Source organism: Roseospira visakhapatnamensis (assembly GCF_014197915.1).
GTDB lineage: Bacteria > Pseudomonadota > Alphaproteobacteria > Rhodospirillales > Rhodospirillaceae > Rhodospira > Rhodospira visakhapatnamensis.
Genome location: NZ_JACIGK010000001.1, coordinates 95,457 through 111,600 on the forward strand (window position 1 = coordinate 95,457; position 16,144 = coordinate 111,600).

Consider the following 16,144-nt stretch of genomic DNA (forward strand, 5'->3'; position numbering starts at 1 on the left):
GCCAGGAGGACCCCCGGATCCATGGTGCGGCGCTATCTGGTTCCCGGACCGCTGGTCGTGGTCCTGCAACGCCTGGTCAGTGGCTTCCTGTTCATCCCCTCGGTGATCGCGCTGCTGGGCGTCGTGCTGGCGGTGCTGGCGGTATGGGTGGACCGGACCCTGGTGCCGGACTCCTTCGAGACATGGGTCCAGATCCTCGACATCGACGCGGCGGGCGCGCGCTCCGTCCTGTCGACGATCGCCGGCGCCACCATGACCGTCATCAGCCTGGTCTATTCCCTGACGCTGGTGGTGTTCACCCTGGCGGCCGCGAACATCGGCCCGCGCCTTCTGGAGAACTTCACGAACAACCGAGTGAACCAGATCACCATCGGGTTGTTCGCCGCCAGTTTCCTGTACGCCCTTATCGTCCTCTACATTGTCGGCGAGTCGGAGGTTCCCAAGATTTCCGTGGCGGTCGCCATCGTCCTGGTGACCGTCAGCCTGTTTTCCCTCATCTACTTCGTGAACGACGCCGCCCGCAGCGTCAAGGTGGACAACGAGATCGCCCGCACGCAGCACGCCCTGCGGCGATCCATCGACCGGCTGCTCGTCAAGGAGACGCCCGAGGCCGACGGCGAGGCGTACAGGATTCCCACCGGTCCGACACGGACGGTCGCGGCCACCGCGCCCGGATACATCACGGCGGTGGACATCCCGGACCTCAAGCGCCTGGCCCTCCAGGCCGGTGGATTCATCACCATGAGCGCCCACCTAGGGGACTACGTGGTCGCCGGCGAGACCATGGCCGAACTGGTCGCCTGCTCGGATCGCTGCACCGAGGACGATGTCCGGCGCGCCATCCTGCTCGCGGATGCCCGGGCGCCGGGCGGCGACATCAAGTTCCACATCCACCTGGGCGTCGAGATCGCCCTCCGGGCCCTGTCCCCGGGCATCAACGACAGCTACACGGCGCTCGGCGCCATCGACCACCTGTCGGGGTCGCTGGCCATGATCCTGCAACGCGGGGTGCCCTCCGCCCTGCACCGCGACGAGGCGGGAACCCCGCGTGTCTGGATGCCGATCCTTGAGATCAAGGACATCATCGGCGTGGCGCTGCACCCGCTGCGGCGCGCGGGTCGCGGTAACATGCTGGTCACGCTGCGCCTGATCGAGGTGGTGGGCAAGCTGCGCCGGATCGCCTTGCCGCGTCACGCGCCGATCCTGACCATGCACCTGCGTCTGATCGCCAGCGATGCGACGCGGACCATCCAGGGCCGGCACGACCGGCGGGAGGTGGCCCGCCTGCTGCGCGCGGCCTCGCGCCGCCGCCCGGTCTAACCCGCGCCGCCCGCCGCCCGGTCCCGCAACGCCCGCCGCATCACCTTGCCCGTGGTGGTCATGGGCAGGGCCTCCAGGAACGCCACCGCGCGCGGGTAGGCATGGGCGGCATGGTGGGTCCTGGCGAAGTCCCGCAGGGCGCCCGCCAGGGCCGCCTCGCCGCCCGCCTGCTCGACCGCGCCGGGCGACGGCACCACGAACGCCTTGACGATCTCGGTGCGCACCGGGTCGGGCACGCCGACCACGGCCACCATGGCCACGGCGGGATGCTTGAGGAGGCAGTCCTCGATCTCACCCGGGCCGATGCGGTAGCCGGCCGAGGTGATCACGTCGTCGTCCCGGCCCACGAACCACAGGTAGCCGTCCTCGTCCATGCGGCCGGTATCGCCAGTCAGCAGCCAGTCGCCCACGAACCTGGCGGCCGTGGCCTCGGGGTTGTTCCAGTAGCCCAGGAACATCACCGGGTCGGGCCGGGCCACGGCGATGGACCCCAGGTCGCCCGTCGCCACCGGCGCCCCCGTGACCGGATCGACAATCGCCACCCGATGCCCGGGCACCGGCCGGCCCATGGATCCGGGGCGCACCGGGAACAGGTCGGCGCCGTTGGCGACCACCAGATTGCACTCGGTCTGGCCATAGAACTCGTTGATGGTCACGCCCAGGGCGTCGCGGCCCCAGTCCAGCAGCCCGGCCCCCAGGGTCTCGCCGCCCGAGCCCACCGATCGCAGGGCGCAGCCGAAGCGCCGGGGGTCGGGCACCTGGCGCAGCATTTTCAACGCCGTCGGCGGCAGGAACACGTTGCGCGCGCCGTGGCGAGCCATCAGGGCGAGCGCCGCCTCGGGATCGAACTTCGCGGCCCGATGGGCCAGCACCGGCACGCCGTGGTACAGCGAGGGCAGCAGGACGTCCAGCAGCCCGCCGATCCAGGCCCAGTCCGCCGGCGTCCAGAACAGGTCTCCGGGCCTGGGGAACAGGCGGTGCGGCACTTCCACGCCCGGCAGATGCCCGCGTAACACCCGCTGGGCGTGCAGCGCCCCCTTCGGCTTTCCGGTGGTGCCCGAGGTGTAGATGATCAGCGCGGGGTCATCGGCGCCGGTGTCGGCGGGTGCCCGCCGGTCCCGCGCGGCGGCCAGGGCGACGCCCCAGTCGATGACGCGTTGCGCCGGGTCGGCGGCGGCGGCCGAGCCACCCCCCAGGCAGACGATGGTGGACAGATGGGGCAGCGGGTCCGGCAGGCTGGTGATCCGGTCCGCGCCGGGACCGTCGGTGATCAGCGCCCGCGCACCCGAATCGGCCAGCCGGAACGTCAGGGCGTCGCCGCCGAACAGGGTGAACAGCGGCACCGCGATCGCGCCCAGGCGCTGGATGGCCACATGGGCGACGGCGGTCTCCCATTGCTGGCCCAGCAGCACCGCCACCCGGTCGCCCGGCCGCACGTCGCGCCCGGCGAGGGCATTGGCGAGGCGGCTGGACTGCCGGCGCAGGTCCTCGAACCGATAGGCCTGGACGGTCCCGTCGGCGGCGTGGTCGATCACCGCCACGGCGGCCGCCCCGGCGGGCGTGGCGCAATGGCGATCGCAGACATCGGCCGCGATGTTGAGGCGCTGGGGCACGCGCCAGACAAAACGGGTGCACAGATCGTCCCAGGAGCAGGGAGCGTCAGGAAGCATCGTGGGTGGTCTCCGAGAATCAGGTCCGGTCGCTGTCGTCGTCGGCCTCGGCGCGGCCCGGCGGGGCCGGCTCCAGAGGCATGGCGTCCCGGGGCTGGGCCATGAGCACCACCGCCAGGCCCTCGGGACGCGGCGCGCTCCGCGACGGTCTCTCGCCAGTGTTCGCTCTCCTTTTGCGGCTGTCGAGCATGGCTGTCGAGCATGAAGGTCGCGCCGGCGCCTCCAGACCCCGCGCCGCGTCCACCCGTCGCTCCGGGGTCAGGCCGTCCATTTCCGAAAGCCAAGCCAAAGACGTGTCCCGATCCATGCCCGCCCGCCGGGTTCGCTCTCCGTCACGACGCCCCGGTCGGAACCGCAGGGTCCCCGTTCATGAGACCTGAAATCATCGTAATGCACATATAAAGGTTGCATGCTGGCGGCCACCTGTTTAGATGGTGTTATCTGGGTGATAACAGCTTTAACTTTTTAACGCCCGTCGCACATCCATGCGGCGCACTGGATTCGGTCGTTGCCGATCAGCAAAGACCGAACCCCTATCCCGCGCCGATCACACAAGAATGCTCCAGAAAAAGCAATCATCCTCACATAGATCTGTTGTTCTAATAAAATGGAGGGTAGCATGATTCACTTTATTGACACGGATTCAATGAATCCGCCTCAGTCTGTTCAAGATATGGTCATGAGACATATTGATCGCGGAGAGAATGCCTACGAAATTTATTGCCGAATTGGGGCGGATGTCGACGGGCTCTGGCCCAAGTCCCGTGACCTCGCCCGGCAGATCATCGATCAAGTGGACGAGATGTCTTACGCCGTGACGAGTCCCCTGGGGTTGGGCGACATGCCGTCGGCCGCGCGCGACGTGCTGCTGTTGGCCCTGTTGGATAAGGTTGGGCTCATCACAGTGCATGATGACGACAGCAAAGTCCTGTGGGAGGTCAAGAGCCGGGACGGTCTTCAAGGCGGGCCGCGCAAACTCACGTTTTCGGAAAAGGTCGGTCGCTGTCCGCTGCACTCGGACTCCGCGTTCGCCTACGACCCAGAAAAGTACCTGTGTCTCTATGTGGTCAAAGAGTCCGGCGATGGCGGCGGAGAATCCGTCGTCGTGTCCATGGCCGACGCCATCGAGGAGTTGCGCGACGAACAGGACGGGGAGACCTGCCTCCGCCTTCTGCGCGACACGATCTTTCCGTTCCGGACACCGCCGGCCTTCTCCAAACGCACCAAGACCTTGACCGCGCCGATTCTCAGCGGATCGTCCACCGTCCGCTACCGATACGATTGCATTGAAGATGGCTTCACGGACATTCCCGAGCTGGATACGGACGACCGTCGATGGGCCGTCTCCTATTTCTCGGACTTCGTGGAGAACCGGGCGAGCAAGCACACGTTTCTGGCCATGCGGGACCAGCTTCTCGTGGTGGACAACCGCCGCTCCCTCCATGCCCGGACCGACTTCCGCGATGCGGGGCGGGCCTTGATCCGCGCGCGACTCCATGCGCCACCCGCCAGTGTGTTGGCGGGAAGGGGTACGCCGATCCACGCCACGTCGACCTGAACACGACCTGTCGATCCGGCGAGGACCTGTGCACGGTCTATCGAGCCTCGCGTTATCCTGGTGCGTCGTCGTTCTTCCAGTCATCAAGCAAATGGCTCCGTCCTTATCGTTCCCCACCCTGCGTCTGGTGCTCGCGCTGGCGCTGCTGGCCGGAACCACGGTGCTGGCCGAGGCGCCGGCGCCGTGGATCGGCCTGATCGTCCTGGGCCTCGTGCTGCTCATCCTGCTGCCGAGCCTGCCCTCTGTGCTGCGCACGGTGACGGGGCGCTTCGCTGCGGCGCAGGTGGCGGTGACCATCGCCTTGCTGGTGGGGACGGGGCAGGGGATGTGGGACGCGGTTGTGCCCGGGATGCGCTTTTCCGGCGTGGCCGCCTTCCTGATCTGCATGCCGCTCTATGCCGTCTTGTTTCGAGCCGGCGGGCTGGACCGATGGATGGCGCGGACGTTGCTGCGTGTGCGCGGCGGGCTGCGGGTGCCGGCTCTGCTGGCCTGCGCCACGGTCAGCACCTTCGGCCTCAGTTTCGGCACCATCCCGGTCTACGGCAGTGCCTTGCCCGGCGGATCCCGGCCGGCGGCGGCCGCCCTGTCCCGCGGGATCGTGATCTCAATGCTGCTCGCGCCCACCACCGGGTCGGTTGCCGCGGTGATGGCGGCCTATCCCACCCTGGGACTGCCGGTCATCCTTTCGGCAACGGGACCGGTGGCGGCGTTCGCCTTCGCCTTGGGTTGCCTCTTCCGGCACGGGTCGGTCGCGTTCGCCGAGGCCACGCCCAACCGGAAGCGGACGGAGCCGACCGACTGGACCGCCCCTGTCCTGGTGGCCATTCTTCTGATCGGGCTGCTCGGCCTCGGTGTGTCGCTGTTGCCCGCCATCGCCTGGAGTGGCGTGGTGACCTATTTGGTGTGGATGCGATTCCAAGGGCGCGGTCGGCGCTGGCGCCGGGCGGTTGCTGGCCTGCGTGGCGTCATGAACCGGTCGGCCGCGCGGCTGGCCCCGGAGATCATGCTGTTCGTGGCGACAGGCTGGTTGGCCTGGGCGCTGTCCGGGCTGACCCTGCCGTCGGATCTGGGGGCGCCGGACGCCGGGGGGCTGCTCCGCCCCGCGCTGCCGGCGGTCATTCTGGTGGCCATGGCGGGGATCGCCATGCTGGGTGTTCATCCGATGGTGGTGTTCGGGATCCTTCATCCCCTTGTCGCCCAAATCGGCACGGGTCTGCCACCAGCGGCGGAATACACCGTGTGGCTGATCGGCTTTGTGTTGGCCCTGCTGCTTGCCCCCATTTCCGTGCTGACCATGACCGCCGCCATCACCTCCGGCCTGACGCCCTGGCAGGCGAGCGTGCGACTGCACGGGGTCTACGCTCTGTGCCTGGGCGCCGGCACGGTGGCCTACGTTGTGACGCGGTATGGATAGCCAACCACATGCCCGACGACGGATGAGCCCTGGCGCCTGTCGGCCGCGAGGTTGCGGCACGGGGGCACGCGCCGGACGAAGCGGTCGCACGGGTCGTCTCAGGAGCAGGGGACGTCAGGACGCGTCGTGGGTCGTCGCCGAGGATCGGGTCGGGTCGCGGTCGTCGTCGGCCTTGGCGAGGGCCGGCGGGCCCGGCTCCGGAGGCGCGACCTCCCGGGGCTGGGCCACCAGCACCACCGCCAGGCCGTCGGGACGCGGCGCGGCCACCAGCGACAGCGCCAGGGGCAGGCGACGACCATCCGCATGCCGCCCCAGGCCGGCCAGCGGTGCCGGGTCCCCGCCCTCGCCGCCCGTGTTGGACGTCCCCGTGTCGGACGTCCCCGTATCGGACGTCCCCGTATCGGACATCCTGGTATCGGACGTCCTGCTGTCGCACGCATGGTCCAGGCGGCGGCGCAGGCGCGCCGTGGTGTCCTCGTCGAACAGGGCCTCCAGCGCGCGCCCCAACAGCGCCGCCTCGTCCTGGCCGAACAGCCGTTGCGCGGCCGCGTTCAGGCCCTCCACGCGGCCGTCGCCGCCCAGCAGAACCAGCGCCACGGGCGTCGCGGCCAGCAGAAGCCGCCCCTGGACGTCGCCGTCATGGCGGGCCCGGTCCACGCGCCGCCGCTCGGCATCCAGGGCCGCCACGGCGCGAATCAGCGCCCCCAGTTCGTCGGTCCGATCGGCACCGGGCGGCAGCGCCAGGGGCGTCGCGTCACCGGCCGCGCGGGTGGCGCGCACCAGGGCGCGCAGGCGCACCACCAGCGCGCGCCACACCTGCCACAGGCCAAACAGCGTCACCCCCAGGCCGACGGCCACCACCGTCACCGCCCCGCCGCGCCACAGCAGCGCCTCGCGCTCCAGGCCGGCCCGGCGCACCGCCTGGGTCTGCTCCAGGTCGGCGATGACCTGGGCCACGGCGGCGGTCAGCCGATCGGACGCCTGCCGGCCACGGACCAGCACCGCCGGCGTGTTCTGTTCCACGCCCAGGCGCTGCTGACTCAGGCGGACCACGCCATCGCGCCCCTCTGCGCCCACCGCCAGGGCGGTGAGTTCGGCCTGAAGCGCCTCCAGCAGGGGAATCACGCTCCGGCCCGAGCGACGAATGGCCGAGGCCGCCCGGCGCAACGATTCGTCGGCGCGCAGCGACAGGTACTCAAGGTCGCTGGGGCTGGCCGCGCCGGTGGCCGCCAGCATCATCCCCACGGCCACCTGGGCGTTGCGGGCCCAGCCGCGAATGGCCGCCGCCTGGCGGCCCCCGCTCGGGCCGGCGGGCTTGACGGGATCCCGCAGCAGGAGGAAGGCGGGCAGTCCCTCCGGCGTCCGCCCGGCCAGCAGGTCCCTCTCCAGGTCCGGCAGCAGGTCGCCCAGGATGGCCAGGCGCGCCGTCGCCCGGGCGGTGGCGTCGCGCAGATCGAAGCGGCGGCTGACCAGGCCGTCCAGGCTGTCCAGCGCCGCGCCCATGTCGGTCAGCGCGGCCCGCAACCGCTCGCGGGTGGCGGGCTCCAGGCGCGTCCCGTTGAGATCCGACAGGCGCGCCGCCAGGGCCGCGCGCGCCTCCGCCATGCTGGCCACCGCGCGTGTCCTTTCGGCCCGGTCGCGCGCGGTGGCCAGGGTGCCGGCGGTCTCGGCCAGGACATCGCCGAGACGGCTGATGGCCAGCATGTCGGAAAAGCGCGGGATGGACTCGTCGAGCAGGTCCTGGCGGTCGCGACGCCAGCGATCCTGGGCCAGCAAGAACCCGCCAACGAGCAGCACGATCAGGAACGCCAGGAGGCCATGCGTGGCGGCCAGGCGAAGGGCGAGGCGGGGACGTGGCGGCACTGCGGCGGTGGTCCGGTTGTTGACCCAGGAAACCCGGCGGGTGTGCAGTCACTATGCCACCAACCGGGCGCCGTGACACCCCAGATGCGGCATGGGGTCCCCGAGACGGGCGGTCGCCGCGCCGCCACCCCGAACACCTGCCGGGCTGGACTCCCCCCTTGCCTCGCGGGACGGCGGGTCCTAGATTGGCCCTCGGAAGGCTGGCGGTGGACGGGTCCCTCGCCAACCCGGTCAGGTCCGGAAGGAAGCAGCCGTAACGAGTTCCGGCTCGGGTCGCCGTCCAGTCTTCCACGCCCCTCTCGGGTGTCCGTGCCCTCGGGCGCCCATGGCGTCGGCGCACCCGGCCGCGTGCGCCATCGTGGGCCCCGTTCCCTTGGGAGTCCCCGCCGGCGGACGTCCCGCCCAGCCGGACCCGACCGCGCGATGAGCGAGCCCCCCCTCGAGGTCCCGCCCCCCTCCGGGACGTCCGACACCGCCGCCGGCGGGTCCGCGCCACGATCGGCGGACGCCCGGGGCTACCGGGTGCTGGCCCGCAAGTACCGCCCCGTCACCTTCGACCAGTTGATCGGCCAGGACACCCTGGTCCGCACGCTCACCAACGCCGTGCGCGGCGGCCGCCTGGCCCAGGCGTACATGCTCACCGGCGTGCGCGGCGTCGGCAAGACCACCACGGCGCGGCTGATCGCCCGGGCGCTGAACTGCATCGGCCCCGACGGCACCGGTGGCGTGACCATCACCCCCTGCGGCACCTGCGACGCCTGCCGGTCCATCATGGAGGACCGGCACGTGGACGTGCTGGAGATGGACGCCGCCAGCCGCACCGGGGTGAACGACATCCGCGAGATCCTCGACGGCGTGCGCTACCGGCCCACCGCCGCGCGCTTCAAGGTCTACATCATCGACGAAGTGCACATGCTGTCCAACCAGGCGTTCAACGCCCTGTTGAAGACCCTGGAGGAACCGCCGGACCACGTGACCTTCATCTTCGCCACCACCGAGATCCGCAAGGTGCCGGTCACCGTGCTGTCGCGGTGCCAGCGCTTCGACCTGCGCCGCGTGGAACAGGCGGTGCTGGCCGAGCACTTCGCCGGCATCGCCGCGCGCGAGGGCGCGACGGTGGCGCCGGCCGCGCTGGCGCTGATCGCCCGGGCCGCCGACGGCTCGGTGCGCGACGGGCTGTCGCTGCTGGACCAGGCCATCGCCCATGGCGACGGCGCCGTGGACGAGGGCCAGGTGCGCCACATGCTGGGGCTGGCCGACCGCGCCCAGGTGTTCGACCTGTTCGAGTCGCTGATGAAGGGCGACGTGGCCGCCGCCCTGGAGGTGCTGGCGGGCCAGTACGCGCTGGGCGCCGATCCGCTGGTGGTGCTTCAGGACCTGCTGGGGCTGGCGCACTGGCTGACCCGGGGCAAGGTGGTGCGCGGGCAGGACGACGACCCGATCCTGCCCGAGGCCGAGCGCACGCGGGGCCGGGCCATGGCCGAGGGCCTGTCCATGGCCACCCTGACGCGGGCGTGGCAGATGCTGCTGAAGGGGCTGGGCGAGGCGCGCGTGGCCCCCGATCCGCTTCAGGCCGTCGAGATGGCGTTGATCCGGCTGGCCTACGCCAGTGACCTCCCGTCGCCGGCCGAGGCCGTGGCGCGGCTGACCGGCGGCGGCCCCCGGCCCGGACCCGGTGGTTCCGGTGGATCGGGGAGGGGCGGTGGACCGGGACCGGGCGGGACCGGCCCCATGGACACCCCCGCAGAGGCGCGCGCGACCGGCGCGGCCGTGGGGCCGGGCGGAGGGATCTCCTCCCGCGCCGGCGGCGGCGCCGCCATGGCCCTGCGATCGGATCCGGCCCCCCATGTGACCCCCCATGTAAACCCGGACGCGGCCCCCGCCCCGTCCCCCGATCCAGACCAGGACTCCCGGCCGGCTCCGGCCGGGGATCCCGCCAGCCTGCCGCCCATGCCGGCCACCTTCCAGGCGGTCGTGGACCTGACGCGCGACCGCCGCGAGGCGACGCTGGCCATGCACCTGGATCGTGACGTCCGCCTGGTGCGGTTCGAGCCCGGGCGCATCGATCTCAACCTCGGCCCCGGCGCGCCCCGCGACCTGCCGGCCCGGCTCCAGTCGCTGCTTGGGATGTGGACCGGGCGGCGGTGGACTGTCAGTATCTCGGACCTTCCGGGCGCGCCCACCCTGCACGAGACCCTCCAGGACAGCGTGCGCGCCGACCCCCTGGTCAAGGCGGTGCTGGACACCTTCCCCGGCGCCACGATCGGTGTCGTGCGCACGCGGGCCGTGGGACAGGATGGCGCGGCCGGATCGGGCGGACGCGATGACGGTGGCCGAACCGGCGGGGGCGGTGCTGGCGGCGGTGACGACCTCGACGACCTTGACGCGTCCGGTCTGGACGATGCCCTGCTCGACCCGGAGGACGACCCCTTCGGCGAGGGCTTTTCTGACGATGATTTCGGAGACGACGACCCATGAAGAACCTTGGTAACCTCATGAAGCAGGCCCAGGAGATGCAAGGCAAGATGGCCGCGGCTCAGGAGAAGCTGCAGGCCATGGAGATCACCGGCTCGGCCGGGGGGGGCATGGTGCAGGTGGTCATCAACGGCAAGGGCGTCATGCGCGGCCTGACCATCGACAAGTCCATCGTCGATCCCGAGGACAAGGAGATGCTGGAGGATCTGATCGTCGCCGCCTACAACGACGCCCGGGAGAAGTCGGAAGAGGTCATGCGCGAGGAGATGAGCCAGGTCACCGGCGGCCTGAAGCTGCCCGGCGGCATGAACCTGCCGTTCTGATACCAGTGGCGGATGAGTGTGACTCATCCGCCCCCGGGCGCCTTGCGGGCGCCCGGATGTTTCAGATCTTGGCACCGCAACGCGGTGCCAGGGCGGCACCGGCCGCGAGGCCACGGATGCCATGACCGGACCGGAAATCGACCGTCTCATCACCCTGCTGGCGCGGCTGCCCGGGCTGGGGCCGCGCTCCGCCCGGCGGGCCGCGCTGCACCTGATCCAGTCGCGCGAGGCGGCCATGGTGCCGCTGCTGGGCGCGCTCGGCGACGTGGCCGAGCGGGTGCGTCCCTGTTCGACCTGCGGCAACGTGGACACCCGCGATCCCTGCGCCGTCTGCGTCGACGGGCGCCGCGACGACGGCGTGATCTGCGTGGTCGAGGACGTGGCCGACCTGTGGGCCATGGAGCGCGCCGGCGCCTTTTCCGGCCGCTACCACGTGCTGGGCGGCGTGCTGTCCGCGCTGGACGGCGTGGGGCCGGAAGACCTGTCCATCCCCAGGCTGGAGGCACGCTGCGCCGACGGCCGCGTGCGCGAGGTCATCCTGGCCCTCGGCGCCACGGTGGACGGCCAGACCACGGCCCATGTGATCGCCGACCGCCTGGCCGAGACCGCGCCCGGCGTGGCCGTCACCTCCCTGGCCCAGGGCGTGCCGGTGGGCGGGGAACTCGATTACCTGGACGACGGCACCATCGGCACCGCCTTGCGCGCGCGCCGGCCGGTGTAGGACCCGCCCAAGCCGCCGCCGCGCGCCGCCGGTCCTACAGACCCAGGGCCGCCCGGACGGTCGGCAAGCCGGGCTCGCCATCCGCCGTGGTCACGCCGTCCAGCCAGGGCTCCAGCAGGCCGGGGTTGGCCTGAAGGTACTTCACCGCGGCCGAGTCAGCGGTCTCGTCATGATCCAGGATGGCCCCCATCAGGATGTTCTCCATTTCCACCGAGAACCGAAGCTGACGGAGGAACCGGCCCAGGTTGGGACAGTCTTCGGTCAGGCCGGTCCGGGTCAGCGTATGGACCGTGGCGCCGCCCTGGTTGGGGCCGAAGTAGTCGCCGCCACCCGTCAGGTAGGTCAGCTCCATCTTGGTGTTCATCGGATGGGGCGACCAGCCCAGGAACACGATCCACTCCTCGGCATCCCAGGCGCCGCGCGCCTGCAACAGCATGCCGGCCTCGGAGCTTTCCACGAGCTGCCAGTCCCCCAGGCCGAAGGCGTCGTCGTCGATCATCTGCTGGATGAGCTGGTTGCCGTCGTTGCCCGGCTCGATGCCGTAGATCTTGCCGTCGAACCGGTCCTTGTGCGCGTCCAGGTCGGCCAGATCGGTGATGCCGGTGTCGGCGACGTAGCCGGGCACCACCAGGGTGTACTTCGCGCCCTCCAGGTTGGCCCGGATCTCCTCGACGGTGCCGCTCTCCAGGCGTTCCTCGACCATGGTGGCCATGGAGGGCATCCACAGGCCCAGGAAGACGTCGAGGTCACCCTGTTCCAGGCCGATGAAGGTCACCGGCACGCTCATCTGGCTAACCTTGGGCTCGTAGCCCAGGGCGTCCAGCAGGGTGCGGGCCACGCCGGTGGTGGCCTGGATATCGGTCCAGCCGATCTCCGAGAGGTGCACCGCCCGGCAGGACTCCGGCACCTCGGCCAATGTCGGGGTCGCGGCCAGCGCGCCCAGCGCGATCACGCCGGTGAGGGTGGTCTTGATCGGGGTCATGGTGGTCTCTCCCTGGTTTGGTCTTGATGATCGCGGGTCAGCGTTGCCGGGTTTCCCAGCCGTCGACCAGCGACACCGGCGCCGTTTCCGCCGGCAGGGGGTCGCGGCCCCGGATCACGTCGGCCAGCTTCTCGGCGAGCATGATGGTGGGCGCGTTCAGGTTGCCGGAGACGACGCTGGGCATGATGGAGGCGTCGACCACACGCAGGCCGTCCACGCCGTGCACGCGGCCATCCGGAGCGGTGACGGCCATGGGGTCGCTGTCCGGCCCCATGGCGCAGGTGCAGGAGGGGTGATAGGCGCTTTCCACCAGATCCCGGACCCAGGCATCGATCTCGGCGTCGGTGCGCACATCCGGCCCCGGCGCCAGTTCGCCGTCGTTGAAGGGCGCGAACGCCGGCTGGGTCATGACCTCGCGGGTCAGCGTGATGGCGTCGCGCATCTCGCGCCGGTCGCGCTCGGTGGAGAAGTAGTTGAACTGCACGCGCGCGATGTCGGTGGGATCGGCCGAGCGCAGCTTGACCCAGCCCCGGCTCTCGGGGCGCATCGGCCCCACGTGGGCCTGATAGCCATGGACCGACTGCATGCCGCTGCCGTCGTAGGACGCGGCCACCGGCAGGAAATGGTATTGCAGGTTCGGGTGCCGGACGCCGGCTTCGGAGCGGATGAAGCCGCCGGCCTCGAAATGGTTGGTGGCCCCCGCGCCGGTGCCCCGGGTCAGCCACTCCAGCCCGATGAATGCCTGGTTCCAGGGCTTGAGTACGCCATAGAGGGTCTGCGTGGTCTTGCACTTGTACTGAACGTAGACCTCGGGATGGTCCTGGAGATTGGCGCCCACCCCGGGACGCGGCGCCACCACGTCGATGCCGTGCGCGCGCAGGTCATCCGGGTCACCGATGCCGGACAGCATCAGCAGGTGCGGCGAGTTGAAGGCGCCGCCGCACAGGATCACCTCGCGGCGGGCGCGCGGCTGGTGCTCTCCGGACGGTCCCTTGAGCGCCACGCCGGTCGCGCGCCCGTTGCGCACGTCCACGCGGCCGACCATCGTACGGTCCACGAAGGTCAGGTTGGGCCGCTTCAGCGCCGGACGCAGGTAGCCCACGGCGGTCGACGAGCGCCGGCCCCGGCCCACGGTCATGTCCATGGGGCCGAAGCCTTCCTGGCTCGCGCCGTTCAGGTCGTCGGTGCGCCGGTAGCCGGCCTGTTCCCCGGCCTCGATGAAGGCATCGAACAACGGCGTCCAGCGGGTGCCGCGTGTCACCTTCGTCGGCCCGCCGACGCCGTGATAGGGGTTGGGACCGACCTGCGGGAAGTCCTCGGACGCCTTGAAGTACGGCAGGCAGTGGGCGTAGTCCCAGGTCGCGTCGCCGGTCTCCTCGGCCCAGCGGTCGTAGTCCAGGGCGTGGCCGCGTATGTAGACCATGCCGTTGACCGAACTGGATCCGCCCCAGACCTTGCCGCGCGGCTGGTACATGCGTCGGTTGTTCACATGCGGCTCGGGTTCGGTGCGATAGGCCCAGTTGTAGGTGTCGGTCTTCAGCGGCCAGGCGAAGGTGGCCGGCATGTGGATGTACAGGCTCCAGTCCCGCTTGCCGGCCTCGATCAGCAAGACCGAGACCTCGGGATCCTCGGTCAGCCGGTGGGCCAGCACGCAGCCGGCCGAGCCGGCGCCGACGATGATGTAGTCGTAGGATGTCTTCAGGGCGGGCATCAGTACGGGGCCTCCACGTGTCCGGGCTCGACGTAAACGCTCTTGATCCGGGTGACGTGCTCCAGCGCGGCACGCCCGTTCTCGCGCCCCATTCCGGACTGCTTGATGCCGCCGAAGGGCATCTCGACGGGGGTGATGTTGTAGGTGTTGATCCACACCACGCCGGCCTCCAGGCGGGCGGCGACGCGGTGGGCGCGGGTCATGTCGCGGGTCATCACGCCACCGGCCAGGCCGACGGGAAGCGCGTTGGCGCGGGCGATCGCCTCGTCCTCGTCGGCGAAGGACAACACGGTCATCACCGGGCCGAAGATCTCCTGGCGGCACAGCGGCAGGCCGTCGTCGTCGGCACGGAACACGGTGGGCAGGACAAAGGGCTTGCCGGCCAGGGCCGGGTGGTCGGGCGCCCGCCCGCCGGTCAGCAGGGTGGCGCCGTCGGCCCTGGCGCGCGCGATCCGCGCCAGCACCGACCGCTGATGCTCGGGTGTGATCAGCGGCCCCATCTGCGTCGCCGGATCCAGCGGGTCGCCCAGGGTCATGGCCTCCGCGCGCGGCAGCAGACGGGCGAGGAACGCGTCGATCACCGTGTCCCGCACGAAGACCCGGGTGCCGTTGGTGCAGATCTGTCCCTGGGTGTAGAAGTTGGCGAGCATGGCGGCCGAGACGGCGTCGTCCAGGTCCGCGTCCTCGAACACCAGCAGCGGCGACTTGCCGCCCAGTTCCAGGGTCAGGGTCTTGAGCGTACTGGCGCTGTCGGCCATCACCGCCTTGCCGGTGTCGATCTCGCCGGTGAACGAGATCTTGGCGATGCCGGGATGGGTGGTGAGCATCCGGCCCACGCGGGCGTCGCCCTGGACGACGTTGAACACGCCGGAGGGCACGCCGGCCTCGGTCAGCACCTCGGCCAGGATGGCGGCCGACAGCGGCGTCTGCTCCGCCGGCTTGAAGACCATGGCGTTGCCGGCGGCCAGGGCGGGCGCGGTCTTCCAGCAGGCGATCTGGAACGGGTAGTTCCAGGCGCCGATACCGCCCACCACGCCCAGCGGCTCGCGCCGGGTGTAGAACCAGGGGGCGTCCCCGCCCTCGCCCAGGGTCTGGTGTTCGCCGCCGATGGTCGGCGCCAGGGCGGCGAAGTACGCCAGGCAGTCGGCGCCCGAGTCCACGTCGGCCTCGGGCGTCTCCTGGATGGGCTTGCCGCCGTCCAGGCTTTCCAGCCGGGCGATCTCGTCCCGCCGGGCGCGGATCAGGTCGGCGGCGCGCGACAGCACGCGGCCCCGCGCGGTGCCGCTCATCGCCGCCCAGGCGCGCTGGCCCTCGGTGGCGGCGGCGACGGCGGCGTCCACATCGGCGGCGGCGGCGGCCTGAACGGTGGCGATCACCGCCCCCGTGAAGGGATTACGGGTCTCGAACGTTTCCCCCGACGTGGCGTCGCGGACCGCGCCCGCGATGAACAGGGGCCGGGGGCCGGGTGTCTGGTCGGTCATGATGAGCGGGTTGCCTCGTTTAGGGCCGCCGTGAGGTAGTGCGCGGCAAGGCCGCGCGTCTCGACGGGATCGATGCCGCCATGGGTCAGCGCCGCGCGCAGCCACAGGCCGTCGATCAGGGTGGACAGGCCCAGCGTGATCCGGCGGACCGCCTCGTCCTGACCCGGCAGCATCATCCGGAGGGCGTGGCCGAGGTTGCTATGCAGGCGCGCCGTGTTGACCCGTTGCAGGTGGGCCAGGCGTGGACTGTGGTTGAGCCGGCCCCAGAAGCTGAGCCAGACGGCGCTGGTGTCGGGCCGGAACTGGTCCGGACCCAGGTTGGCGTCGATGACCGCGTACACGCGGTCCAGGGGCGTCTCGGCGGCGGCCAGACGGCGGGCGGTCTCGCGCCCCAGCTCGCGGCCGATATGGCGCATGGTCGCCTCGATCAGCTCCGCCTTGTCGCCGAAGTAATGCCCGACGATGCCGGCGGTCAGGCCGGCTCGCTTGGCGATGCGGGCCAGGCTGGCCGCTTCCGGTCCATCCTCGTGGATGGACTGGATGCAGGCGCGAATCAGATCGAGTCGGCGCTGTTCCTTGAGGCTCGGACGTCCCATGCGGCGGATCGTCTGGTTTTTTGTTTGAAC

Annotated in this window: 13 protein-coding genes and 1 other RNA gene; 7 read left to right on the top strand and 7 right to left on the bottom strand. The window is 70.8% G+C overall.

Annotation, left to right across the window (positions count from 1 at the left end):
• The first annotated feature begins 21 nt into the window (after positions 1-21).
• Positions 22-1,320 (top strand): DUF2254 domain-containing protein, encoded by a 1,299-nt coding sequence (locus tag GGD89_RS00400; RefSeq protein ID WP_184042119.1) that lies wholly within the window; start codon positions 22-24, stop codon positions 1,318-1,320.
• On the opposite strand, the gene GGD89_RS00405 is transcribed toward GGD89_RS00400, so the two are convergent.
• Together GGD89_RS00405 and GGD89_RS00410 are read right to left on the bottom strand one after the other, a co-directional pair.
• Positions 1,317-2,990, bottom strand: a complete 1,674-nt coding sequence (locus tag GGD89_RS00405; RefSeq protein WP_184042120.1) for an acyl-CoA synthetase — start codon at positions 2,988-2,990, stop codon at positions 1,317-1,319. The genes GGD89_RS00400 and GGD89_RS00405 overlap by 4 nt on opposite strands.
• 19 nt (positions 2,991-3,009) lie before the next feature.
• Complete coding sequence (locus GGD89_RS00410; protein WP_184042121.1) at positions 3,010-3,279, bottom strand: hypothetical protein; 270 nt, start codon at positions 3,277-3,279, stop codon at positions 3,010-3,012.
• Positions 3,280-3,609: 330 nt separating this feature from the next.
• On the opposite strand from GGD89_RS00410, the gene GGD89_RS00415 reads away from it, so the two are divergent.
• Entirely contained in the window at positions 3,610-4,548 is a 939-nt protein-coding gene (locus tag GGD89_RS00415) for a TauD/TfdA family dioxygenase (RefSeq protein ID WP_184042122.1), read from the top strand.
• A gap of 91 nt (positions 4,549-4,639) precedes the next feature.
• Positions 4,640-5,962, top strand: a complete 1,323-nt coding sequence (locus GGD89_RS00420) for a hypothetical protein (RefSeq protein WP_184042123.1) — start codon at positions 4,640-4,642, stop codon at positions 5,960-5,962.
• 114 nt (positions 5,963-6,076) lie between these two features.
• On the opposite strand, the gene GGD89_RS20465 is transcribed toward GGD89_RS00420, so the two are convergent.
• Positions 6,077-7,825 (bottom strand): PAS domain-containing protein, encoded by a 1,749-nt coding sequence (locus GGD89_RS20465; RefSeq protein WP_184042124.1) that lies wholly within the window; start codon positions 7,823-7,825, stop codon positions 6,077-6,079.
• 195 nt (positions 7,826-8,020) lie between these two features.
• Here GGD89_RS20465 and ffs point away from each other — a divergent pair.
• The 4 genes from ffs to recR all read left to right on the top strand — a co-directional run bounded on the left by ffs (position 8,021) and on the right by recR (position 11,344).
• An RNA gene (gene ffs, locus GGD89_RS00430) (signal recognition particle sRNA small type) lies at positions 8,021-8,117 on the top strand.
• A gap of 131 nt (positions 8,118-8,248) precedes the next feature.
• Positions 8,249-10,303, top strand: a complete 2,055-nt coding sequence (locus tag GGD89_RS00435) for a DNA polymerase III subunit gamma/tau (protein WP_184042125.1) — start codon at positions 8,249-8,251, stop codon at positions 10,301-10,303.
• A complete protein-coding gene (locus tag GGD89_RS00440) occupies positions 10,300-10,623 on the top strand; it encodes a YbaB/EbfC family nucleoid-associated protein (protein WP_184042126.1) in 324 nt (107 codons plus the stop codon). Before GGD89_RS00435 ends, GGD89_RS00440 begins: the two co-directional genes overlap by 4 nt.
• Positions 10,624-10,744: 121 nt before the next feature.
• On the top strand, positions 10,745-11,344 hold the full coding sequence (recR, locus tag GGD89_RS00445) for a recombination mediator RecR (protein WP_184042127.1): 600 nt from the start codon (positions 10,745-10,747) through the stop codon (positions 11,342-11,344).
• A 34-nt stretch (positions 11,345-11,378) separates the two neighbouring features.
• Here recR and choX read toward each other — a convergent pair whose 3' ends face one another.
• From choX to betI, 4 genes are read right to left on the bottom strand one after another with little or no spacing between them, the layout of a single operon-like run.
• A complete protein-coding gene (gene choX / locus GGD89_RS00450) occupies positions 11,379-12,326 on the bottom strand; it encodes a choline ABC transporter substrate-binding protein (RefSeq protein ID WP_184042128.1) in 948 nt (315 codons plus the stop codon).
• Between the two features lie 37 nt (positions 12,327-12,363).
• Positions 12,364-14,037 (bottom strand): choline dehydrogenase, encoded by a 1,674-nt coding sequence (betA, locus tag GGD89_RS00455; protein WP_184042129.1) that lies wholly within the window; start codon positions 14,035-14,037, stop codon positions 12,364-12,366.
• Positions 14,037-15,518: a betaine-aldehyde dehydrogenase gene (gene betB, locus GGD89_RS00460; RefSeq protein ID WP_184042130.1), complete on the bottom strand. Its 1,482-nt coding sequence runs from the start codon at positions 15,516-15,518 to the stop codon at positions 14,037-14,039. Before betB ends, betA begins: the two co-directional genes overlap by 1 nt.
• A complete protein-coding gene (gene betI / locus GGD89_RS00465; protein WP_184042131.1) occupies positions 15,515-16,114 on the bottom strand; it encodes a transcriptional regulator BetI in 600 nt (199 codons plus the stop codon). The genes betB and betI overlap by 4 nt, the downstream gene beginning before the upstream one ends.
• Positions 16,115-16,144: the final 30 nt, after the last annotated feature.